18 protein-coding genes, 1 tRNA gene and 1 CRISPR repeat array (1 of these 20 running past the window's edge) are annotated in these 20,184 nt (G+C 71.9%); of the genes, 14 read left to right on the top strand and 5 right to left on the bottom strand.

Going from position 1 to position 20,184, the window contains the following annotated elements:
- Nucleotides 1-101: direct repeats of the CRISPR family, unit length 29 nt; unit sequence CTCGGCCCCGCACACGCGGGGATGGTTCC (it extends 904 nt beyond the left edge of the window).
- A 149-nt stretch (nt 102-250) separates the two neighbouring features.
- Together HNR68_RS27610 and HNR68_RS13545 are read left to right on the top strand one after the other, a co-directional pair.
- The gene (locus HNR68_RS27610; protein ID WP_425502918.1) at nt 251-1,036 is read left to right on the top strand and encodes a recombinase family protein; all 786 of its coding nucleotides are present in this window, start codon (nt 251-253) and stop codon (nt 1,034-1,036) included.
- Nucleotides 948-1,229, top strand: a complete 282-nt coding sequence (locus HNR68_RS13545; protein ID WP_179716371.1) for a hypothetical protein — start codon at nt 948-950, stop codon at nt 1,227-1,229. Before HNR68_RS27610 ends, HNR68_RS13545 begins: the two co-directional genes overlap by 89 nt.
- On the opposite strand, the gene HNR68_RS13550 is transcribed toward HNR68_RS13545, so the two are convergent.
- Nucleotides 1,211-1,295: transfer RNA gene (locus tag HNR68_RS13550), tRNA-Leu, on the bottom strand. The genes HNR68_RS13545 and HNR68_RS13550 overlap by 19 nt on opposite strands.
- Nucleotides 1,296-1,432: 137 nt before the next feature.
- Between HNR68_RS13550 and HNR68_RS13555 the strand changes: the two genes are divergently transcribed.
- The 4 genes from HNR68_RS13555 (at nt 1,433) to HNR68_RS13570 (ending at nt 5,557) form a co-directional block, all read left to right on the top strand.
- A complete protein-coding gene (locus tag HNR68_RS13555; RefSeq protein WP_179725021.1) occupies nt 1,433-2,767 on the top strand; it encodes a M20/M25/M40 family metallo-hydrolase in 1,335 nt (444 codons plus the stop codon).
- A 56-nt stretch (nt 2,768-2,823) separates the two neighbouring features.
- Nucleotides 2,824-3,798, top strand: a complete 975-nt coding sequence (locus HNR68_RS13560; RefSeq protein ID WP_179720995.1) for a tyrosine-type recombinase/integrase — start codon at nt 2,824-2,826, stop codon at nt 3,796-3,798.
- An 864-nt stretch (nt 3,799-4,662) separates the two neighbouring features.
- The gene (locus HNR68_RS13565) at nt 4,663-5,403 is read left to right on the top strand and encodes a HemK2/MTQ2 family protein methyltransferase (RefSeq protein WP_179720997.1); all 741 of its coding nucleotides are present in this window, start codon (nt 4,663-4,665) and stop codon (nt 5,401-5,403) included.
- A complete protein-coding gene (locus HNR68_RS13570; RefSeq protein ID WP_343050131.1) occupies nt 5,300-5,557 on the top strand; it encodes a CDGSH iron-sulfur domain-containing protein in 258 nt (85 codons plus the stop codon). Before HNR68_RS13565 ends, HNR68_RS13570 begins: the two co-directional genes overlap by 104 nt.
- Here HNR68_RS13570 and HNR68_RS13575 read toward each other — a convergent pair.
- The 3 genes from HNR68_RS13575 to HNR68_RS13585 all read right to left on the bottom strand — a co-directional run bounded on the left by HNR68_RS13575 (nt 5,534) and on the right by HNR68_RS13585 (nt 8,946).
- On the bottom strand, nt 5,534-6,547 hold the full coding sequence (locus HNR68_RS13575) for an iron-containing redox enzyme family protein (protein ID WP_179721001.1): 1,014 nt from the start codon (nt 6,545-6,547) through the stop codon (nt 5,534-5,536). The genes HNR68_RS13570 and HNR68_RS13575 overlap by 24 nt on opposite strands.
- The gene (locus HNR68_RS13580) at nt 6,544-7,704 is read right to left on the bottom strand and encodes a carboxylate-amine ligase (RefSeq protein WP_179721003.1); all 1,161 of its coding nucleotides are present in this window, start codon (nt 7,702-7,704) and stop codon (nt 6,544-6,546) included. The genes HNR68_RS13575 and HNR68_RS13580 overlap by 4 nt, the downstream gene beginning before the upstream one ends.
- 324 nt (nt 7,705-8,028) lie before the next feature.
- Nucleotides 8,029-8,946: a C39 family peptidase gene (locus HNR68_RS13585; protein WP_246330445.1), complete on the bottom strand. Its 918-nt coding sequence runs from the start codon at nt 8,944-8,946 to the stop codon at nt 8,029-8,031.
- A gap of 905 nt (nt 8,947-9,851) precedes the next feature.
- Between HNR68_RS13585 and HNR68_RS13590 the strand changes: the two genes are divergently transcribed.
- The 8 genes from HNR68_RS13590 (at nt 9,852) to HNR68_RS13625 (ending at nt 19,070) form a co-directional block, all read left to right on the top strand.
- Nucleotides 9,852-11,258: an amino acid permease gene (locus tag HNR68_RS13590; RefSeq protein WP_179721005.1), complete on the top strand. Its 1,407-nt coding sequence runs from the start codon at nt 9,852-9,854 to the stop codon at nt 11,256-11,258.
- 155 nt (nt 11,259-11,413) lie between these two features.
- Nucleotides 11,414-12,796 (top strand): purine-cytosine permease family protein, encoded by a 1,383-nt coding sequence (locus HNR68_RS13595; RefSeq protein ID WP_179721007.1) that lies wholly within the window; start codon nt 11,414-11,416, stop codon nt 12,794-12,796.
- A 272-nt stretch (nt 12,797-13,068) separates the two neighbouring features.
- Nucleotides 13,069-14,547 carry an adenylyl-sulfate kinase gene (gene cysC / locus HNR68_RS13600; RefSeq protein WP_179721009.1) on the top strand — a complete coding sequence of 493 codons (1,479 nt, stop codon included), beginning with the start codon at nt 13,069-13,071 and terminating at the stop codon, nt 14,545-14,547.
- Nucleotides 14,532-15,524: a sulfite exporter TauE/SafE family protein gene (locus tag HNR68_RS13605; protein WP_343050132.1), complete on the top strand. Its 993-nt coding sequence runs from the start codon at nt 14,532-14,534 to the stop codon at nt 15,522-15,524. Before cysC ends, HNR68_RS13605 begins: the two co-directional genes overlap by 16 nt.
- A complete protein-coding gene (locus HNR68_RS13610; RefSeq protein ID WP_343050133.1) occupies nt 15,469-16,167 on the top strand; it encodes a 3'(2'),5'-bisphosphate nucleotidase CysQ in 699 nt (232 codons plus the stop codon). The genes HNR68_RS13605 and HNR68_RS13610 overlap by 56 nt, the downstream gene beginning before the upstream one ends.
- Nucleotides 16,167-17,066 carry a sulfate adenylyltransferase subunit CysD gene (cysD, locus tag HNR68_RS13615; protein WP_179721013.1) on the top strand — a complete coding sequence of 300 codons (900 nt, stop codon included), beginning with the start codon at nt 16,167-16,169 and terminating at the stop codon, nt 17,064-17,066. Before HNR68_RS13610 ends, cysD begins: the two co-directional genes overlap by 1 nt.
- Nucleotides 17,066-18,349 carry a sulfate adenylyltransferase subunit 1 gene (locus HNR68_RS13620; protein ID WP_179721015.1) on the top strand — a complete coding sequence of 428 codons (1,284 nt, stop codon included), beginning with the start codon at nt 17,066-17,068 and terminating at the stop codon, nt 18,347-18,349. The genes cysD and HNR68_RS13620 overlap by 1 nt, the downstream gene beginning before the upstream one ends.
- Before the next feature lie 70 nt (nt 18,350-18,419).
- The gene (locus HNR68_RS13625) at nt 18,420-19,070 is read left to right on the top strand and encodes a sulfotransferase family protein (RefSeq protein WP_179721017.1); all 651 of its coding nucleotides are present in this window, start codon (nt 18,420-18,422) and stop codon (nt 19,068-19,070) included.
- Between the two features lie 28 nt (nt 19,071-19,098).
- Here the strand turns inward: HNR68_RS13625 and bioB are convergent, their stop codons facing one another.
- Entirely contained in the window at nt 19,099-20,163 is a 1,065-nt protein-coding gene (gene bioB, locus HNR68_RS13630; protein WP_179721019.1) for a biotin synthase BioB, read from the bottom strand.
- Nucleotides 20,164-20,184 lie beyond the last annotated feature (21 nt).

A 20,184-nucleotide genomic window follows, 5' to 3' on the forward strand; every position in this document is an offset into this window, starting at 1 on the left:
CAGTACTCGAGCTCGGCCCCGCACACGTGGGGATCGTTCCGACATGGTGCTCGGCACCTCCAAGTACAAGCACTCGGCCCCGCACACGCGGGGATGGTTCCCGGTCGTGTCCGGGGCATGGCCCAGTTCCACCTCGGTTCCGCACAGGCGGAAATGGCTTTCTGATCAGTGGGTAGTGTGTTGACAGGAGTGCTCGGTCATGAGCACGCAGGGTTGCCTTCTCGGCCGCTTCGGTGGCGTCGACGCCGAAATGCTCTCTTCTTCGTCACAACCGTCGAAGTCCTCGGAGGACGGCTTGCATGGTCATGGGCGATGGTGTCGGAAACATCCTGATCGTGGGCGTGCTCAGTTGCGGTCGATCTTGGAGAACCCTCGCTACACCGGGTGCGCCTTCTTCGGTCGCTGGACCAGGCAGGAGACCTTGCTCGACCCTGATGACGTCGCAGCCGGGCATGTGGTCCGGTTCCACCGGGCCGGTAAGGAATCAGTGGTGCGCTCGCGGAAGCCGGCGCACCCGGCGATCGTGTCGGTGGAGACGTTCGTCGAGGTGCAGTTGCGGCGTCGGGCTCGGACCGCGGGTGGACTGGCAGCGAGTCGGAAACTGGAGCGTGGGCCGAAGAAGACGACCAAGCGTGCCTACCCGCTCGTGACCAGCGGACCTACTACCGGTGTGCTGCGCGCACGCTGGTGCCGGGCTCGCCGGTGCTCGCCGACCACCCGAAGAACGTCTACCTGCCCGAGGCTCCGGTGCTGGAGCAGCTTCACGCCTGGCTCGGACACTTGTTCGATCCGGCTCGTCGTCGTGACACGGTCGCGGCTCTGCTCGACTCCCAGGGGCAGGACCGGGCGTCGACAGCGCGTGCGAGCGCTGAGCGCCGTCTCGCTGATGCCGAGCGCCGGCTGCGGCGGCTGCAGGAGGCGATCAAGGCAGGTGTCGACCTGCTGCGTTGGTCGAGTCGATCAACGAGGCGCAAGCCGAGCGGGAAGCGGCTCGGGCCGAGTTGGCCAACGCCCCGGCACGCACCCTGCTGACTGAGGACGACGTCAACGCGATGATCGATGCACTCGGCGATGTCGGGCGGGCCCTTGACCGAGCCGACCCGCACAAGCTGCAGGAGCTCTACGAGCGGATGGGCCTGGAAATGACCTACGACCCAGAACCACGGACTCTTGAAACCGCCGTGACCCTGGGCCGTAGGGATAGCGCGCGTGTCCGAGGGGGGACTTGAACCCCCACGCCCTTGATCGGGCACTAGCACCTCAAGCTAGCGCGTCTGCCATTCCGCCACTCGGACATCTCGGGTCGCCCCTGTCTCTCGGGGGTTCCCGCTGTGTTGTGCCGATAGATTAACCCATGGTCATCTCGCCGCCAACGGCACCCCCCTCTTCAGGACTCGGGTGATAGAAATGCCTGGTGAGCGAGCACAGCGGTATGTCCGGTACTGACCATGACGCGGGGTTGCGGCGGGCCGAGGAGGAGGTCGTTGGCCTCGCCAGTGATCTGATTCGCATCGACACCACCAACACCGGTGATCCGGAGACGCTCGTCGGGGAGCGGGCCGCGGCGGAGTACGTGGCCGGCAAGCTCAGCGAGGTCGGGTACGAGGTCGCCTACGTCGAGTCCGGTGACCACCCCGGGCGCGGCAACGTCATCGCGCGGCTGCCCGGTGCCGACCCCAGCCGGGGCGGGTTGCTGGTGCACGGGCACCTGGACGTGGTGCCCGCAGACCCGGCCGAGTGGTCCGTGCACCCCTTCTCCGGGGCCGTCCAGGACGGCTACGTGTGGGGGCGCGGCGCGGTCGACATGAAGGACATGGTCGCCATGAGCCTCGCGATCGCGCGGCGGTTCAAGCGGGACGGCATCGTGCCGCCGCGGGACGTGGTGTTCGCCTTCCTGGCCGACGAGGAGGCCGGGGGCTTCCACGGGGCGCAGTGGCTGGTCGACCACCGCCCCGAGCTGTTCGAGGGGTGCACCGAAGCGATCAGCGAGGTCGGTGGGTTCTCCGTCACGCTCAAGGACGGCGTGCGCGCCTACCTGGTGCAGACCGCGGAGAAGGGCATCCGCTGGCTGAAGCTGCGGGTCCGGGCGCGGGCCGGGCACGGGTCGATGGTGCACGACGACAACGCTGTGACGAAGCTCTCCGAAGCCGTCGCCAAGCTCGGCAACCACCGGTTCCCGCTGGTGCTGACCGACTCGGTGCAGGAGTTCCTCTCCGGTGTCACCGAGATCACCGGATGGGACTTCCCGGAGGACGACGTCGAGGGCGCGGTCGCCAAGCTCGGCAACCTGTCGCGGATGATCGGCGCCACACTGCGCGACACCGCCAACCCGACGATGCTCACCGCCGGCTACAAGCACAACGTCATCCCGTCCGTGGCCGAGGCCGCGGTGGACTGCCGGATCCTCCCCGGTCGGGAGGAGGCGTTCGACCGCGAGCTGGCCGAGCTGCTCGGCCCCGACGTGGAGCGCGAGTGGGTCGGGCTGCCGCCTGTCGAAACCAAGTTCGAAGGGCGGATCGTCGACGCCATGAGCGCCTCGCTGCTCGCCGAGGACCCGGGCGCCAAGGCGCTGCCGTACATGATGTCCGGCGGCACCGACGCCAAGTCGTTCAGCCGGCTCGGCATGAACTGCTACGGGTTCGCCCCGCTGAGGCTGCCCGCGGACCTCGACTTCAGCGCGCTGTTCCACGGCGTCGACGAGCGGGTCCCGGTCGACGCGCTGAAGTTCGGCGTGCGGGTGCTGGACCGCTTCCTCCGCTCCAGCTGAGTGTCGGAGGTGTCTGGTTCCATCGACACCCGAGTCGATCTTCGGGGAGGTGCGGTGTGGACCTGGCGCGCTTGATCGAGACCTACCTGGAGCACTTGCAGGCGCGCAAGCTCGCGGCCAACTCGCTGCGGGCCTACCGGCGCGATCTGGAGTCGGTGGCCGGTGAGCTGGCCGAGCTCACCGGCCTCGCCGCCGACCAGTTGCCGGTGGAGCGCGTCGACGCCTCGGTGCTGCGGTCGGCGTTCGCCCGGTTCGCGGCGTCCCGGTCGGCGTCGTCGGTGACCCGGGCGTGGTCGACCTGGAACGGGTTCTTCGGGTTCCTGGTGGTCGAAGGCGCGGTGCCGGGCAACCCGATGCAGGTGGTCCCCAAGCCGCGCCACGCCCCGTCGACGCCGAAGCCGTTGCAGGGGGAGGACACGCCGGAGCGGTTGCTGCAGATGGTCGCCGCGGGGGCCAGGCGGGCGCGCAATCCCTGGCCGGAGCGCGACCTTGCGGTGCTGGCCACGCTGCTGTGCACGGGGGTGCGCTCGGCCGAGCTGCTGGAGCTCACCGTGGCGTCGCTGGCCGGGCGCGTCGGCGACCGGCGGCTGCACGTGCACGGCAAGGGCGGCAAGAACCGCTCCATCCCGATCGAGGACGCCCTGGACGCGACGATCCAGGACTACCTGCGGACGCGGCGGGAGCGGTTCGGCGACCGCCTGCCCGGTGACGCACCGTTGTTCGTCGACCACCGCGGCGAGCGGCTCCAGCGCGGCGGGCTGCAGTACCTGGTGCGGCAGTCGCTGCGGGCCGCCGGGGTGTCCGACCGGGTCCAGCGGGGCGCGATGGTGCACGCCCTGCGCCACACCTTCGCCACCCGGCTCGCCGAGGACGGGGCCAACGCCGCCGAGATCGCCAAACTGCTCGGCCACTCGTCGATCAACTCCAGCCAGACCTACATCGACGTGACCGCCCGCGAGCAGCGGTTGTCGGTGCGGGCGAACCGGACGCTCAACGTCCTCGGAGAGCTCTCCAGCGGCTCGGTGCGGTAGCGCCTGTCAGGCGACGTCGGTGGGGCATCCGGTCGCGAGGGGCGCCGGAACCGTGCGGGCGCGACGAGATCCCTGCGAGGAACGCTCGCTGTGATCGAGGGATCGGTCGAGCGACAGCCGTGAAGCGCGAAGAGACCGAGTGTCCTCTATAGACATAAAAGATCCGTGGTCGCCTACCGGTGGAGGACTTCGGTGCCTCGGTGCCGCGTTCGGCGTTCGCGCGGTTCGACGGCCCGAGAACAGAACGGCATGGGCGCTGCCGAGGATCGGCCCGACCGTTCCCGTGCGTGCTGCGTGGGCGAACCGCCCGAAATTCGCCCGGTGGTAGTCGCGGATGGGTAGATTCACGGTGCGTGAGCTTTGCTGCCGGTAGAGGACCGGCAGGGTGAATTGGGAGCTGATCGGGATGGGTTCGATGGTTCGTCTCCCGCTGTGACGCTTTCTCGATGTCGTCGCCGTTCTGCCAGGCGAGCACGATGTAGCAGGTGAGCACGACGGTGAACAGCGCGCTGAGGACGCCGTTGACGAAGGACTGCGAGCCCGAGTCCGCTCCGCCGGAAGCGGCTGCCTTGCGGCGCGCGTTCAGCACGGTGACCCCAGCGACGGCGAGGGGCAGCATGCCGATCGCCGGCAGGCTGATGAAGGTCACGACGGCGAGTCCGAACGGATGCGTGAGGAAGTCGGGATGCCGGGCGCCCGGGATCCGGGTGCGGCCGAGGTGTGAACGTACTGGGACCGTTGTGCCAAACCCCAGTCGCGCACGCGAAGCCGCTCGGACGGCTCTTACCGGCTCGCGCCCTCACGACCGCGAATCGGTGGCGGGCACGGTGTTTCAGGCGTGGGTCGACCGTGGTACCCAGTGGCATGCTGCTGAGGCTTCCTGGGGTTTACCGCCCGCAGGGCGATTCGTTGCTGCTGGCGGAAGCCCTTCGCGAGGTCGGGCTCCAGCGCGGGTCGCGGGTGCTCGACATCGGGACGGGTACCGGTGTCCTCTCGATCGCCGCGGTGCGCGCGGGTGCGGCTGAGGTCTCGGCGGTCGATGTCTCGCGGTCGGCGGTGCTGTCCGCGCGGTTCAACGCGGGAGTGCGCGGGTGCCCGGTGCAGGTCCAGCGGATCTCCTCGCTGGAGGACCTCCTGGGCGCGCGGTACGACGTCGTCCTGTCCAACCCGCCTTACGTCCCGTCCCCGTGCGACGAGCTGCCCCGGCGCGGTGGTGCGCGGTGCTGGGACGCGGGCGTCGACGGGCGCGCGGTGCTGGACCAGATCTGCGAGATCGCGCCGGAACTGCTGAACCCGGGCGGTGTCCTGCTCCTCGTGCAGTCCTGCTTGTCCGGGGTGCAGCAGACGATGGAACGGCTCGAGGACGCGGGCCTGGGGACGTCGCTGGTCGCGCGACGGCGCCAGCCGTTCGGGCCCGTGCTGCGCAGCCGCGCCGCGTTGCTGGAAGAGCGCTCGCTGATCGGGCGCGGGGAGCGCATGGAAGAACTGGTGGTGGTTCGAGGTGACCGAACCGACGGCGCGGTACCGCGCGGACTGGCGTCGGGTGCGGATCGTGCCTGGCGGCCCGGTCCTGATCGACGGGCCGGTGGACATCGTCACGGGTGACGGCACGACGCACAGCTCCGACCGCGTCGTGGTCGCGCTCTGCGCCTGCCGGCGCAGCCACCGGTTCCCGTTCTGCGACACCAGCCACCGGCGCCGGGTCCGGCGGACGACCGAGCCCGACGCCGAGGGGTCAGCTCAGCGGCCGGAGCAGTGACGTGCCGCCCCGCTCCCGCCACGCGGTGAGCAGCGCCTCCGCGAACCTGGCTTCCAGGAACTCAGTGGCCTGGATGCCGAACACCACGTCGGCGGCCAGGTCCGGTTCCTGAGCGAGCAGGTCGTCGATGACGTCGTGCCGCATGATCTGCTCGTGCACGGCGTCGGCTTCGATGTGCTCGGTGAAGAACAACGTGCACTCCGGTGGTGCGCCGAGCCGTTCCAGGGCGCTCGCCATCCGCCGGGCGCTCGGCGCCGTGCTGATCTCGGCGGCGCTGAAGTGCCCGACGAGGGCCCCGCGCAGGCTGCGGTGCAGGCCGAACAGCGACATGAGGTTGACGATCGCGATCTGCGGCGCGGGCACGATGTCGAGGTAGTGCAGGTAGTCCGAGCTCAACCCGGCCGCGTCGAGCAGATCGGCGTACAGCTGGGCGTGGACGCGTTCGGCCTTGCCGCCGCCGAACTCGTCGAACTCCACCGCGACCAGGGCCGCCTTCGCGCGACCGCGCAGCCGCGGGATGACCCACGCGTGCGGGTCGGCTTCCTTGAGGTGGTAGATCGACCGGTGCGCGAAGAACTCGCGCACCTGCTCCCAGGTCCCGTGCTCCCGCAGGTGGTTCGGCACGCCGTCGTTCGGGATGAACTCGGTGAGCAGCTCCTCGACGACGCCGTCCACGTCGTCACCGCCCTCGACCTCCTCGCGCAACGCGGTGAGGAAGCGGCGCTCCAGCTCGGCCCGCAGCGCCAGCAGCGCGGGGTCCCACTCCCACTCCGCGGGCACGCTGCGGAAGCCCCGGTAGTGCAGCTCGTAGCAGGTGTGCAAGGCGATCGCGAGGTCGTCGCCGAAGGGGTCGGGGTCCAGCGCCCGGACCACCGAGGGCGCCGGCGTGGGCCGGGTCTCGCGCAGCACGTCGACGACCGCCTCGGACACCGGGCCGCGCGGTTCCGGGAGCGCGGGTGCCACCGCGACGTCGAGCCCGCTGGTGCTCATCGTGCCTCCTCTGGCGTCATCGTCTGGACGGGTCGCAACGGGTAGGTGTGGTCGGCGATCATGTCCACCACCGCGAGCGGGCCGCCCCGCGCGGCGCGGCGCTGCTGGTCGGCCCCGGTGCCGTGGGCGGACAGCGACCGGAGGCGTTCCCGCACGACCGCGAGGTCGCCCGTCTCCTCCAGGGCCGGGGAGACCCGGTCCAGCATGGTGCGCACCAGTTCCGGTGCGGGCACGCGTTCCTCGCGGAGGAGGTCGACCGCCGGACCCGTCGGCCCGTAGCGCGCCGCGGACCAGACCGCGGCCGCGGCGGCCTGCTCCCCGACGCGCGGGGCTTCGCGTCCCGCGGCGAGTTCGGCGAGGGCGTGCTGGACCAGGCCACGCGTCAGCGCCGCGATGAGGACGGTGTCCTCGACCGCGAGCAGCGCGTCCGTCGCGCGGACCTCGACCGTCGGCAGGTGGGGGGAGAGCCTGGCCAGCCAGAAGTTCATGCGCGGGTCGACGAGCGCCCCGCAGGCGACCAGGCGGTCCAGCTGCTCGTGGTAGGCGGCCGCGGAGGCGAAGCACGGCGGGACGCCGGATCCCGGGAAGCGGGACTGCAGCATGATCCGCCAGCTCATGTACCCGGTGTCCCGGCCGAGGTGGTACGGGGAGTTCGCCGACAGCGCCACCAGGACCGGCAACCACGGTCGCAGGTGGTTCAGCACCGCGACCCCGGTGTCCTGGTCCGGGACGCCGACGTGCACGTGGCACCCGCAGGACTGGTAGTCGGCGACGACAGCCTGGTACGCGTCGGCGATGCGCCGGAAGCGCTCGCCGTCGGAGACGGGCGGGGGCGGGCCGCTCACCACGGGCGTTCCGGCGGAGACCAGCAGGGCCTCCGCCCGACGCGCGGCGGTGGCGAGCTTCCGGCGTCCGCAGCGCAGGTGCTGTTCCAGCTCGGCCAGCTCGGTGCACCGGCCGGTGACGGCTTCGACCTGGCTGCTGAGCAGTTCGGCGTGCAGCTCGGTGCCCAGGCCGTCGTCCTCCTCGGCGGCGTCGGCCAGGACCGCGCCCGCCAGGGGGACTGCCTGTCTCGTGTGCGCGTCGACCAGCAAGAACTCCTCTTCAACTCCCATGGTCGTGCCACCGGCAGCACCCGGTCGCGCAACGCCGTGCATGCGGTACGCCCTTTCGCCACGATCGCCGACGGTTCGCTGAGTACCCGGGTCCGCCCGTTCGCACACCGCCCCGGACCGAGGTTTCGTGGGGACTCGCCGATCAGCGGCGTCGAGGAGTCCGGATGCGGGGTTGTCGCGAACAGGTAGCTTAGGCTAACCTAATATCACCGCTTCGTGGTGGGAGCGGCAGCAGTTCGGGAACGGATCGGCCCCAGGTCTTCGACGCAAGACCTGGGGCCGAACTCGTGCTGCCCTCAGACGAGGGAAGGCCCGCCGGGGTGTCCGGCGGGCCTTCCGTTCGGGGAGAGTGTCGGGGGAGGGGCGTCAGGCGGCGTAGCCCTTCGGCGCGATCAGGGACGCCATCTGGTCCAGGGACAGCCAGTAGTCCTGGATGCCGCCGAACCGGGCCGGGTCGGTGACGTGCACCGTCTTGTTCGCCTCGTCGTAGCCGGTGATCGCCACGTAGTGGTAGATCGTCTGGCTCGACGGGTAGCCGGGCGGCTGGTTGCCGGGGGCCGCCACGATGTTGGCCACCATGCCCTTGCCCTCGTTGATGTCGCGGACGACGTCGGACCACAGCTGGTCCTTGAGCTCCGGGGTCAGCTCCTTGTCGCTCCAGTCGCGGGCCTCGTAGTGGGCGGCACCGGCCAGCTGCTCGTTGAGCCCGTTGACGACCTGGTGGATCGTGTCCGTGCCGTTCGAGGTGGTGCCCAGCACCGAGGCCAGCGTGCTCTGCTCAGGCACGGCGTCGGTCTTGGCGGACAGCGCGATCCGTGTCGCGGCCGGACCGCACCAGTAGCTGGTCTTCTGCGCCTGGTAGTCGACGTCCAGGGACTTCGACACCGGCTTCGGGGGCGCCTCCGGGGCCGGGGCGGCCTGCGGGGCCAGCGGGGCCGGGGGCTGTGCGGGAGCCGGGACCTGGTGGTCGACGGTCTGGACCTGGGCGGTCGTCGGCTCGTGCTCGGCACCCGCGCCCGCCACCAGCGGCTGGCCGACCATCGCGATCGCGCCACCGGCGACGACCACCGGGAGGACCTTGGTGGACACCTGGCGGAGGCGGGAACCGCCTGCGTTCATGCCGAACTTGTCTGCGAGGTTGCGGACTGCCTTCGGGGTGCGGCCGCCCGCGTTGTCCTGGTTCTGCACGTCGCGCCTCTCCACGTCGGGGGAGATCCGGTTGCCACCGACGGGGGTGCGGTGGCCGATCTCGGGGTCGTAACCGGATCGTGATTGAACAGCCATCTGCAACGTAACGGTGCGTCACCTCGGCATCAACGTTCGACCTGATCGGGTTAGGGGAGTAGCCCGCGACGAACGCGGAGAGTGATGGACTGTGTCGATCACCACGACCCCGCCGGAGCAGGGCGGTGCGGAGGTCGCCGCGGGGGCCGCGTTCCGGGCATCAGTGCAGGTGAGCGGCGTGTGAGCGGGAGGCTCGCGGTGATCGGCGACGTCTGCGGCGTCGAGATCGGGTCGCGGTCGTCCGGGGCCGGTCGAAGCGGCGAGAAAACGGTTCGTGACCCTGGGCACACGTCGATCGCCACGCGGCGTTGCGGCTCACTCGGCCGGGTGGTGGCCGCATGCGAAGCACTACGACCGTGAGCGCCGGAGCGGCTCGGCGCGGGCGCGCGGCGCCCCGCGACGGGCGGTGAGCCGTTGGACCCGTGCTGTCTCGAGGCCCCGCCGGCGCCTCCGGACCGCGGTCACGTCGCTCGGCGTGCCGGTGCTGCTCGCGCCACCCGTGTGAGTGACTCGGCCTCCTACTGTCGCACGCAGGCGAGGCCCTGCGGCCGAGGGGGGCGGGCCGCGGTGTCGCGCGCTGCCGGGCGGTGATCGTCCGGGGAGCCGGGGCTCGGCCGTGGTCGCTGGTGTCGGGACTGGTCAGAGGGCTGGTGCGTCCGTTCGGTGGAGCTGGTGCATCCTGGTGCGCGGTCCCGCCTCGACGGCGCCCCGGCCCGGTCGGGCCCGTGCGGGTCGCCGGGCGGGCGACGGCCGACGTCGAGCGGGACGCCCGACGGCCTGTCGACAGCACGACGCACATCGCCGCCGGACCGCGCTCGCGAGCACGGTCCGGCGGCCTCGGGCTGAGCGGTGCGCCCGCTCGGTCGTGACACGGGGCACGACGTGGTCCCGCAGGGAGGAACCAGGTGGAGAAAGGCGCTGCGGCCCTGAGCCGAGGCCTCACAGCACGGCACATCCGCTTCATCGCACTCGGCTCGGCCATCGGGACCGGGCTGTTCTACGGGTCGTCGGAGGCGATCGGGCTGGCGGGCCCCTCGGTGCTGTTCGCCTACCTGATCAGCGGCGCCGTGGTGTTCGTGGTGCTCCGGGCGCTCGGCGAGATGGCCGTCGCCGACCCGGTGCCGGGCTCCTTCGGCGAGTACGCCAGCCGCCACCTCGGGCGCCTGCCCGGTTTCGTCACCGGCTGGACCTACGCGTTCGAGATGGTCATCGTCTGCATCGCCGACGTCACCGCGCTGGCGGTCTACATGGGGTTCTGGTTCCCCGGCGTGCCCCGCTGGACCTGGGTGCTGGCCACGCTGTTCGTCATCGCGGCGGTGAACCTGTTCAAGGTCAAGGTGTTCGGTGAGTTGGAGTTCTGGTTCTCGGTGATCAAGGTCGCCGCCATCGTCGCGATGATCGTCGGCGGCATCGCGGTGCTGGCCTTCGGCTTCACCTCCGGCGGCGGCCACGCCGACCCAGCGGTGAGCAACATCTGGTCCCAGGGCGGGATGTTCCCGCACGGCGTCGAGGGCTTCCTGCTGTCCTTCGCCGTGGTGATGTTCGCCTTCGGCGGCACCGAGATCATCGGCGTGACCGCAGGTGAGGCGGAGGACCCGCAGCAGACCATCCCGCGCGCGGTCAACACCGTGCCGGTGCGGATCCTGCTGTTCTACGTGCTGACGCTGGCCGTGATCATGGCGATCACCCCGTGGCACCAGATCACCGGCGAGGGCAGCCCCTTCGTGGAGATCTTCCAGGGCCTCGGCCTGGACTCCGCGGCGGCGGTGCTCAACGTCGTGGTCATCACCGCCGCGCTGTCGGCGATCAACAGCGACATCTTCGGCGCCGGCCGGATGCTGTTCGGCATGGCCGAGCGCGGCCAGGCCCCGGCGATCATGGGCCGGGTCGGGCGCAACGGCGTGCCGTGGATGACCGTCGTCATCATGACCGTCGCGCTGCTGGTCGGCGTGGTGCTCAACTACGCCGTGCCGGAGGACGTCTTCACGATCATCGCCTCCATCGCCACCTTCGCCACGGTGTGGGTGTGGCTGATGATCATGCTGTCGCACTACCGGGCGCGGCGGAAGATGAGTGCGGAGGAGGCCGCCGCGCTGGCGTTCCCGGTGCCGCTGTGGCCGGTGGCGCAGATCGTCGCGATCGCCTTCCTCGTCTTCGTCTTCGTCCTGCTGGCCTTCTCGGCCGACACCCGCGTGGCGCTCGTCGTGGGCGCGGTGTGGCTCGCGCTGCTGTCGCTCGGCTACTGGCTGGGCATCGGCCGGCGGTCCCGCACCGGCGACGAGCGCGCCGTCTCCGAGACCCGGACGAGCTGAGCCGGCCGCCGCTCGGCCGGGCGAACCGGACGAAGTTCGCCGCGCCGAACCGCGTCTGGGATACCAGACGGTGGCGCGGGCTCGGGCATTGCTCCGCCGGTCCTCGCGACTGACCGTGGAACGAACCTGGTTCGCGGCAGGGCGAGGAGTGGCACATGGCCGGTGGGTTGCGGGTCGAGCGGCGGTCGATCGACCCGGTGCCGGACAGCGAGCGGCACGGCAGTCCGCGCAGCCTGTTCACGCTGTGGTTCGCGAGCAACATGCAGATCACCGCGGCGGTGACCGGTGCGCTGCCGGTGCTCGTGGGGCTGCACCCGCTGTGGGCGCTGGTGGCCATCGCGGTGGGCAACGCGCTCGGCGGCGTGCCGATGGCGCTGCACGCGGCGCAAGGACCGAAGCTGGGCATCCCGCAGATGATCCAGAGCCGCGCGCAGTTCGGCGTGCACGGCGCGGTGCTGCCGCTGGTGCTCGTGGTGCTGATGTACCTCGGCTACTTCGCCAGCGGCAACGTGCTGGGCGGTCAGGCGCTCTCGGCGATCACCGGCCTGCCGGTGGACCTCAGCATCGTGGTCTACGCGGCGCTGTCCGCGCTCATCGCGATCGTCGGGTACCGGCTCATCCACCGCTTCGGCTGGCTGGCCTCGTTGGTGTCGGTCGTGGTGTTCGTGTACCTGACCGCCCGGCTGGTCACCACGCACGACCTCGGCGCGGTGCTGGCCGGTGCCGAGTTCGAGGTGCCCGAGTTCCTGCTGGCGCTGTCGCTCATCGCGTCCTGGCAGCTCACCTTCGGCCCCTACGTGGCGGACACCTCGCGCTACCTGCCGGCGAGCACCTCGGTCCGGGCGACGTTCTGGTGGACCTACGGCGGGACCGCGCTCGGCGCCACGTGGGCGATGTCGTTCGGCGCCATGGCCTACGCCGTGGCGGGTCAGCAGTTCAAGGGCCGCGAGGTCGCCTACGTGGTGGGCCTGGGCGGCGAGGCGCTGGTGCTGCCGCTGCTGCTGGCCATCGCCCTGGGCAAGCTCACCATCAACGTGCTCAACATCTACGGCGGCTACATGACCGTGGCCACGACGATGACCGCCTTCGCGCGCCGGGTGGTGCTGTCCCCGGCGACCCGGGTCGGCTACATCGCGCTCGTCGGCGTGCTCGGCGGGGTGCTGGCCGTGCTGGGCCGCGGGGACTTCCTGTCGAACTTCGTGCTGTTCCTGCACTTCCTGCTCTACTTCCTCACCCCGTGGAGCGCGGTCAACCTGGTCGACTTCTACTTCCTGCGCCGGGAGGACTACGACCTGGAGGCGATGTACGACCCGGACGGTGCCTACGGACGCTGGTGCGTCCCGGCGCTGGTGGCCTACTTCGCGGGCATCGCGGTGCAGATCCCGTTCTCCCACGTGGAGGGTGTGTTCACCGGGTTCGCGGTCCCGCTGCTCGGTGGTGCGGACATCGCGTGGCTGCTCGGGCTCGCCGTGCCCGGTGCGATCTACTGGGCGGCGATGCGCAACCGGACGGGTGCCGCCGAGCGCGTGGCCGGGTAGGCGCACTCGCTGAGGTGTTCACAGTGGACTGATCGTGCCGCGAGAACCGTTGTGGCCGATCGTGGTCCAGGCTGTCATCCCGCGCCACTGTCACGCAAGGGTGCGAGTCCAGTTCGCCCGGGAAGTCGTCCGTTGCCGCTTCCGGCCGGTCGCCGCCGTCGACCGCCTCGGCCGGGACCGGGTTGTGGCGAGAACTGGTCGCCGGGGTTCTCCGCGGCGGGGACGGTCGTCCAAGGTGGGTGGCCCAGCACTCGCAGCGGAGGGAGGTGCCGGTGGCCGCCCACGGAACCACCCCGGTCGCCGCTGGTGCGCAGCGGCGTGCGACCCGGTGCCTCGACCCCGCCGAGCTCGCCGACCTGGAACTGCTGCTGGACGGCGCTTTCCCGCCGCTGCGCGGGTTCCTCACCGCCGACGAGGCCGAGTCGGTGCGCACCCGGCAGCAGCTGCGGGAGGGCGTGCCCTGGCCGGACCCGATCACGCTGCGCGTGCCCGACGACATCGCCGCAGCCGAGGAGATCGAGCTGCGCGACGCCGAGGGCGCCCCGGTCGCGCTGGTGCGCAACGACGCTCCCTGGCGCGACGGCACCGGCGCGCACGCCGCGGGCCCGGTCCAGCCCCTGGGGGAACCCACCGGCGTGCTGCGCCGGATGCGCCCGCCCGCTGCGGAGGTCCGCGCGAGCATGCCCGACGGGCCGGTGCTCGGGCTGTTGCCGGAAGAACCGCTGCACCACCGCGAACTGGCGCAGGTCCGCGCCCTGGCCGCCGAGCTCGACGCGCACGTGCTGGTGCTGCCGCGGATGAGCGGCCCGCGACCGGAACTGCTCGTGCAGGCCGTGCTGGCCGCCGGACCGGAACTGCCGGAGGGCACCACGATCGTGCCGGTGCCGCTGGTGCGCCGCAGCGACCCGAAGCGCGACGCGGTGCTGGCCGCGCACGTGGCCGCCGCCTACGGCGCCACCCACCTGGTCTCGCGGTTCCCGGTGGAGCAGGCCCCGATCGCGGTGCTGGAGCCGCCGGAGGTGGTGCGCGACCGCGCCGACCGGTGGCTCCCCGCCGCGCAGGTCCCCGCCGCCGACCGCCGCCCCGGGCTCAGCGCCGAGCTGGTCCGCGAGCTGCTCGACCGCGGCGCGGACCTGCCCGACTGGTTCACCACACCGGCGATCGCCGAGGTGCAGCGCCGGATGCACCCGCCGCTGGCCCACCGCGGGTTCACCGTGCTGTTCACCGGCCTGTCCGGCGCGGGCAAGTCCACCGTCGCCCGGGCGCTGCGCGAGCAGCTCAACCGGCACGACCACCGCGCGGTGACGTTGCTCGACGGCGACGTGGTCCGGCGGACCCTGTGCGAGGGGTTGGGGTTCTCCGCTGCCGACCGCAGCCGGAACGTGCGGCGCATCGGCTACGTGGCCGCGGAGGTCACCCGGCACGGCGGTGCGGCGATCTGCGCGCCCATCGCTCCGTACCGCGCCGACCGCGACGCGGTGCGCCGGATGGTCACGGAGGTCGGCGGTTTCGTGCTGGTCCACGTCGCCACCCCGCTGGCGGAGTGCGAGCGGCGCGACCGCAAGGGCCTGTACCGGGAGGCGCGGGCCGGCGCGATCCCCGAGTTCACCGGGGTGTCCGCGCCCTACGAGGTCCCCGACGACGCCGACCTCGTCCTGGACACCTCGGTGCTGTCACCGGACGAGGCGGTGGCACGCGTCGTGGCCGTGCTGCGCGAGCGGGGCTGGGTGGGGTCGTGGACTGGGGAGTAGCGGCGACCGGGCTGCTCACCGGCCTGATGGTGGGCGTGACCGGCATGGGCGGTGGGGCGCTGACGATGCCGCTGCTGACCCTGGTGTTCGGCGTGCCGCCGCTGGCCGCGGTGTCGTCGGACCTGGTCGCCGCAGCGGTGGTGAAACCGGTCGGGGCGGCGGTGCACCTGCGCCGCGGCACGGTGCGGCCGCAGCTCGTCGGCTGGCTGTGCCTCGGGTCGTTGCCGTGCGCCGCGGTCGGGTCGCTGCTGGCCGGGTCGCTGGGCCGGACCGCGGAGTCGGTGCTCGAGGACGTCATCGGGGTCGCGGTGCTGCTGGCGGTCGGCACGTTGCTCGCGCGGATGTGGCTCGACCACCGGGCCGCGGACGGAGGAGCGCCGGTGCGGCCGGTGCCGACGGTGCTGCTGGGCGGGGTGGCCGGGATGGTGGTGGGACTGACCTCGGTCGGTTCCGGGTCGATCGTCATCGTGGTCCTGCTGCTGCTCCACCGCGGCCTGAGCTCGGCGCGGCTGGTCGGCACCGACCTCGTGCACGCGGTGCCGCTGGTGCTGGTGGCCGCGGCCGGACACCTGCTCGCCGGCGACGTCCGCCCCGGACTCGTCGGTGCGCTGCTGGTCGGGTCGCTGCCCGGGGTGCTGGTGGGTGCGCTGGTCTCGGCGCGGGTGCCGGACCGGCCGGTGCGCGTGCTCGTGGGCGGGATGCTGGTGACCAGCGGGTCGGTGGTGCTCGGGGCGGACGTCGTGCTCGGCGGGGCCGCGGGCCTGCTGGCGGTGCTGGTCGGCGCGGCGCTCCCGCTGCTGCGCGGCGCCGGAGTCGTCGGACGTGCCCGCGGTGCGCGGGCCGGGGAGGTGTCGGGTGAAGGTGGACGACCACGAGCTGGCCGCACGGCTGGCGGAACGGGCGGGGGAGCACCTGCTCACGGTGCGGACGACGGGATCGTCCACATCGGACCCGAAGGCGCTCGGCGCGGCGGGTGACGCGGCGGCCCACGCGCTGCTCTGCGAGGCGCTGGCGCAGGAACGCCCGCAGGACCCGGTGCTGTCGGAGCACGGCGTGTCCGGTCCGGCGCCCCGTCCCGGAGGCCGGGTCTGGATCGTCGACCCGCTGGACGGCACCCGGGAGTTCTCCGAACCCGGCCGCACCGACTGGGCGGTGCACGTCGCGCTGGTCGAGGAGCACGAGGTGCGCGCCGCCGCGGTGGCCCTGCCCGCGCGGGGCACCGTGCTCAGCACCCGAGGGCCGGCCGAGCAGGCCCCACGCAGCGCATCGCGGTCGCGGATCGCGGTCAGCCGCAGCCGTCCACCGGAGTTCGTGCACGACGTCGCCGCGGACGTCGGCGCCGAGCTCGTCCCGATGGGCTCGGCCGGCGCCAAGATCTCCGCGGTGGTCCTCGGTGAGGTCGACGCCTACCTGCACGGCGGCGGGCAGTACGAGTGGGACAGCGCCGCCCCGGTGGGGGTCGCCCGTGCCGCCGGGTTGCACACCAGCCGTCTGGACGGCTCCGCGCCGGTCTACGGCCGGACCGACCCGTGGCTGCCGGACCTGCTGGTCTGCCGGCGCGACCTGGCCGGCGCGCTGCTCGACGCCGTGTCCCGCACCCGAGCAGAGGGGAGTCGCTGATGCCGACCGAGCTGTCCCGCCTCGACCTGCTGGAGTCCGAGGCGGTGCACCTGATCCGCGAGGTGGTGGCCGAGTTCGACCGCCCGGCGCTGCTGTTCTCCGGCGGCAAGGACTCCGCGGTCCTGCTGCGGCTGGCGGAGAAGGCGATGGCCCCGGCACCGATCCCGTTCCCGGTGCTGCACGTCGACACCGGGCACAACTTCGAGGAGGTGCTGGAGTTCCGGGACCGCCGCGCCGCCGAGCTGGGCGTCCGGCTGGTGGTCGCCTCGGTGCAGGACTCGATCGACGTCGGCCGGGTCGCCGAGCAGCCCGGAGGCAGCCGCAATCGCGCGCAGACCGTCACCCTGCTGGACGCCATCGCCGAGCACCGCTTCGACGCGCTGTTCGGCGGTGCCCGCCGGGACGAGGAACGCGCCCGCGCCAAGGAACGGATGCTGTCCTTCCGCGACGCCTTCGGCCAGTGGGACCCGCGCAACCAGCGCCCGGAGCTGTGGAACCTCTACAACGGGCTGATCCACCCCGGCGAGCACGTGCGCGCGTTCCCGCTGTCGAACTGGACCGAGCGCGACGTGTGGGCCTACATCGAGTGCGAGGGCGTGGAACTGCCGTCGCTGTACTTCGCGCACAACCGCAAGGTCTTCGAGCGCGACGGGATGCTGCTGGCCGACAACCCCTTCCTGCCGCGGGACCCGAGCGAGGTGCTGGTCGAGAAGTCCGTGCGGTTCCGCACGGTCGGCGACATGACCTGCACCGGCGCGGTCCCGTCCACCGCCACCACCGTGTCTGAGGTGATCGCCGAGATCGCCGCGACCCGGGTGAGCGAGCGCGGCCAGACCCGGGCCGACGACCGCACCAGTGCCGCCGCCATGGAGGACCGCAAGCGGGAGGGGTACTTCTGATGAGCACCGCGACGGACCAGCGACCCGCCTTCGCCCCGGCGCGCAGCCTGCTGCGGTTCGCCACCGCGGGCGCGGTCGACGACGGCAAGAGCACGCTGATCGGCCGGCTGCTGCACGACTCCCGGTCGCTGCTGGCCGACCAGCTGGAACAGCTCGAACTCGCCAGCGCCGAGCGCGGCGACGACGGGCTGGACCTGGCGATGCTCACCGACGGACTGCGCGCCGAGCGCGAGCAGGGCATCACCATCGACGTGGCGCACCGCTACTTCGAGACCGCGCGGCGGGCGTTCATCATTGCCGACACCCCCGGCCACGCCCAGTACACCCGCAACATGGTCACCGGCGCGTCCACCGCCGACCTGGCGATCGTGCTGGTCGACGCCCGCAACGGGCTGACCGAGCAGAGCCGCAGGCACGCGGTGCTGGCCGCGCTGCTGCGGGTGCGGCAGCTGGTGCTGGCGGTCAACAAGATGGACCTGGTCGGCTTCGACGAGGCGGTGTTCGGCACCATCGCCGCCGAGTTCGCCGCCTTCACCGACCGGCTCGAGGTCCGGCAGGTCACCGCCATCCCGATCTCGGCGCTGCGCGGCGACAACGTCGTGCACCGCTCGGAGGCGATGCCCTGGTACGACGGGCCGTCGCTGCTGGAGCACCTGGAGGAGGTCGACGCCGGGGACGACCGGGCGGCCGGGCCGTTCCGGTTGCCGGTGCAGTGCGCCCTCCGCGCCCCGGAGCGCGACTACCGCGGCTACGCCGGGCAGATCGCCGGCGGCACGATCGCCCAGGACGAGGAGGTCCTGCACCTGCCGTCCGGGACGCGCACCACCGTGGTCGCGGTCGACACCGCCGACGGCGAGCTCGACCGGGCGCGGGCGCCGCAGTCGGTGACCGTGCGGCTGGCCGACGACCTCGACGTCGGCCGTGGCGACATGCTGTGCGCCGCCGAGAACGCCCCGGCCGCAACCGAGGAGCTCACCGCCGAGGTGTGCTGGATGTCGGCGACGTCCGCGCTCGAACCGGGTCGGCGGCTGCTGCTCAAGCACACCACCCGCACCGTCAAGGCGGTGGTCGCCGAGGTCCGGGACCGGCTGGACGTCACCACGCTGCACCGCAGTCCGGTCGTGCGGCTCGAGCTCAACGAGATCGGCGCGGTCGTCCTGCGGCTGGCGCAGCCGGTGTTCTGCGACCGCTACGCCGACAACCGGGCCACCGGCGGCGCGGTGCTCATCGACGAGGCCACCCACGCCACCGTCGGCGCGGTCCTCATCACCGGGACGCACTGAGACCCCGCGCGGCGCCGGCGCCGCGCACCGGTTCCGCCGGAGACGGCGGTACGACGACGAGGAGCAGGGAATGGTGCAGATCATCGGGGCCGGGTTCGGCCGCACCGGTACCGCGTCGCTGAAGGCGGCGCTGGAACGCCTCGGCTTCGGCCCGTGCTACCACATGTTCGAGGTCATCGCGAAGCCCGAGCGGGTGCGGGACTGGGAGCGGGCGCTGGACGGCGAGGTCTCCGACTGGGAGACCGTGCTCGGCGGTTTCCAGTCCACTGTGGATTGGCCTGGTTGTGCCTTCTGGCGCGAACTCGTCGACTCCTACCCGGACGCCAAGGTCGTGCTGACCGTGCGCGACCCGGAGAAGTGGTACGACAGCGTGCACAGCACGATCTACCAGTTCGTGCAGGAGGAACCGGGCGACGACGACTTCAGCGTGAAGCTGCGCCCGACCATCGAGCGGATGATCTGGAACGGCACCTTCGGCGGCCGCTTCGACGACCGCGCGCACGCCATCGAGGTCTTCCAGCGGCACAACGCCGCGGTCCAGGAGGCCGTGCCGGCCGACCGGCTGCTGGTCTACCAGGTCGGCGAGGGCTGGCAGCGGCTGTGCGACTTCCTCGGTGTCCCCGTCCCCGACGTGGACTTCCCGCACGTCAACGACGCGGCCTCGATCCGGGGCCTGGTCGAGCGGATCCGCCGCGACGGCGAGGTGCCCACGCTGGCCTGAGGGGCGGCGCCCGTGCTCGCGGCCGCGGTCAGGCGTTGGGCAGGACGTCGGTGCCCGCGCCGCGGCGCCGGATCGCCGTGCCGACCGGCCGTCCGTCCCGCTGCCCGAGGTCCTCCTCGGAGCCCTGGACGACGAAACCGCCGTCCCGGATCATCTCCAGGTCCGCCTCGGCCGCCTGGCCCTCCGAGGTGAGGTAGTCGCCGAGGAAGATCGAGTTGGCCACGTGCAGGGCGAGAGACTGCAACGAGCGCAGGTGCATCTCGCGGCCCCCGGCGATGCGGATCTCCTTGTCCGGGCAGACGAACCGTGCCATCGCCAGGATCTTGAGGCAGCGGGTCGGGGAGAGCTCCCAGGTGTCCGCCAGCGGCGTGCCGTCGAAGGGCATGAGGAAGTTCACCGGGATCGAGTCGGACCCCAGCTCGCGCAGCGCGAACAGCGCCTCGACGAGCTGCTCGTCGGTCTCGCCCAGGCCGGCGATCAGGCCGGAACAGGGGGAGATCCCGGCGTTCTTGGCCTTGGTCACGGTGTCGACCCGGTCGCCGTAGGTGTGCGTCTGGACGATGGCGTCGTGGTGGCTCTCCGCCGTGTTGATGTTGTGGTTGTAGGCGTCCACGCCGGCGTCCCGGAGCCGCTCGGCCTGGCCGTCCTGGAGCAGCCCGAGGCATGCGCAGACCTCGACGCCGGGGTGCCGTTCCTTCAGTGCCGCCACCACGTCGACGACCCTGTCGATGTCCCTTGTGGACGGTCCGCGACCAGAGGCCACCAGGCACACCCGGCTCGCGCCGCCCTCGAGCCCGGCATCGGCCTGGGCGAGAGCTTCGTCCGTGGACAGCCACGAGTACTTGAGGATGGGTGCGCTCGAACCCAGCGCCTGCGAGCAGTAGCTGCAGTTCTCCGGGCACAGCCCGGACTTCAGGTTCACCAGGTAGTTGACCTTCACCGCGTTGCCGAAGTGCGCGCGCCGCAGCCGGCCGGCCGCGTCGACGACGGACAGCAGCTCGGCGTCGTCGGCGCGCAGCACCGCGAGCGCGTCCTCGGGGGTGGCCGGCGTCCCGGCGAGGACCGCGTCGGCGAGCTGGTGGAAGTGGGTCATCGTGTCTCCCGGTGTCGGGAC

The sequence above is a fragment of the Saccharopolyspora hordei genome (assembly GCF_013410345.1).
In the GTDB taxonomy this organism is placed as follows: domain Bacteria; phylum Actinomycetota; class Actinomycetes; order Mycobacteriales; family Pseudonocardiaceae; genus Saccharopolyspora; species Saccharopolyspora hordei.

Coding starts and splice junctions, on each gene's coding strand:
- HNR68_RS13575 (WP_179721001.1), bottom strand. CDS start 6,547: ATGAGCACCAGCGGGCTCGACGTCGCGGTGGCACCCGCGCTCCCGGAA.
- HNR68_RS13585 (WP_246330445.1), bottom strand. CDS start 8,946: ATGGCTGTTCAATCACGATCCGGTTACGACCCCGAGATCGGCCACCGC.
- bioB (WP_179721019.1), bottom strand. CDS start 20,163: ATGACCCACTTCCACCAGCTCGCCGACGCGGTCCTCGCCGGGACGCCG.
- HNR68_RS13620 (WP_179721015.1), top strand. CDS start 17,066: ATGAGCACCGCGACGGACCAGCGACCCGCCTTCGCCCCGGCGCGCAGC.
- HNR68_RS13595 (WP_179721007.1), top strand. CDS start 11,414: ATGGCCGGTGGGTTGCGGGTCGAGCGGCGGTCGATCGACCCGGTGCCG.
- HNR68_RS13625 (WP_179721017.1), top strand. CDS start 18,420: ATGGTGCAGATCATCGGGGCCGGGTTCGGCCGCACCGGTACCGCGTCG.
- HNR68_RS13565 (WP_179720997.1), top strand. CDS start 4,663: ATGCTGCTGAGGCTTCCTGGGGTTTACCGCCCGCAGGGCGATTCGTTG.
- HNR68_RS13555 (WP_179725021.1), top strand. CDS start 1,433: ATGTCCGGTACTGACCATGACGCGGGGTTGCGGCGGGCCGAGGAGGAG.
- HNR68_RS13580 (WP_179721003.1), bottom strand. CDS start 7,704: ATGCACGGCGTTGCGCGACCGGGTGCTGCCGGTGGCACGACCATGGGA.
- HNR68_RS27610 (WP_425502918.1), top strand. CDS start 251: ATGCTCTCTTCTTCGTCACAACCGTCGAAGTCCTCGGAGGACGGCTTG.
- cysD (WP_179721013.1), top strand. CDS start 16,167: ATGCCGACCGAGCTGTCCCGCCTCGACCTGCTGGAGTCCGAGGCGGTG.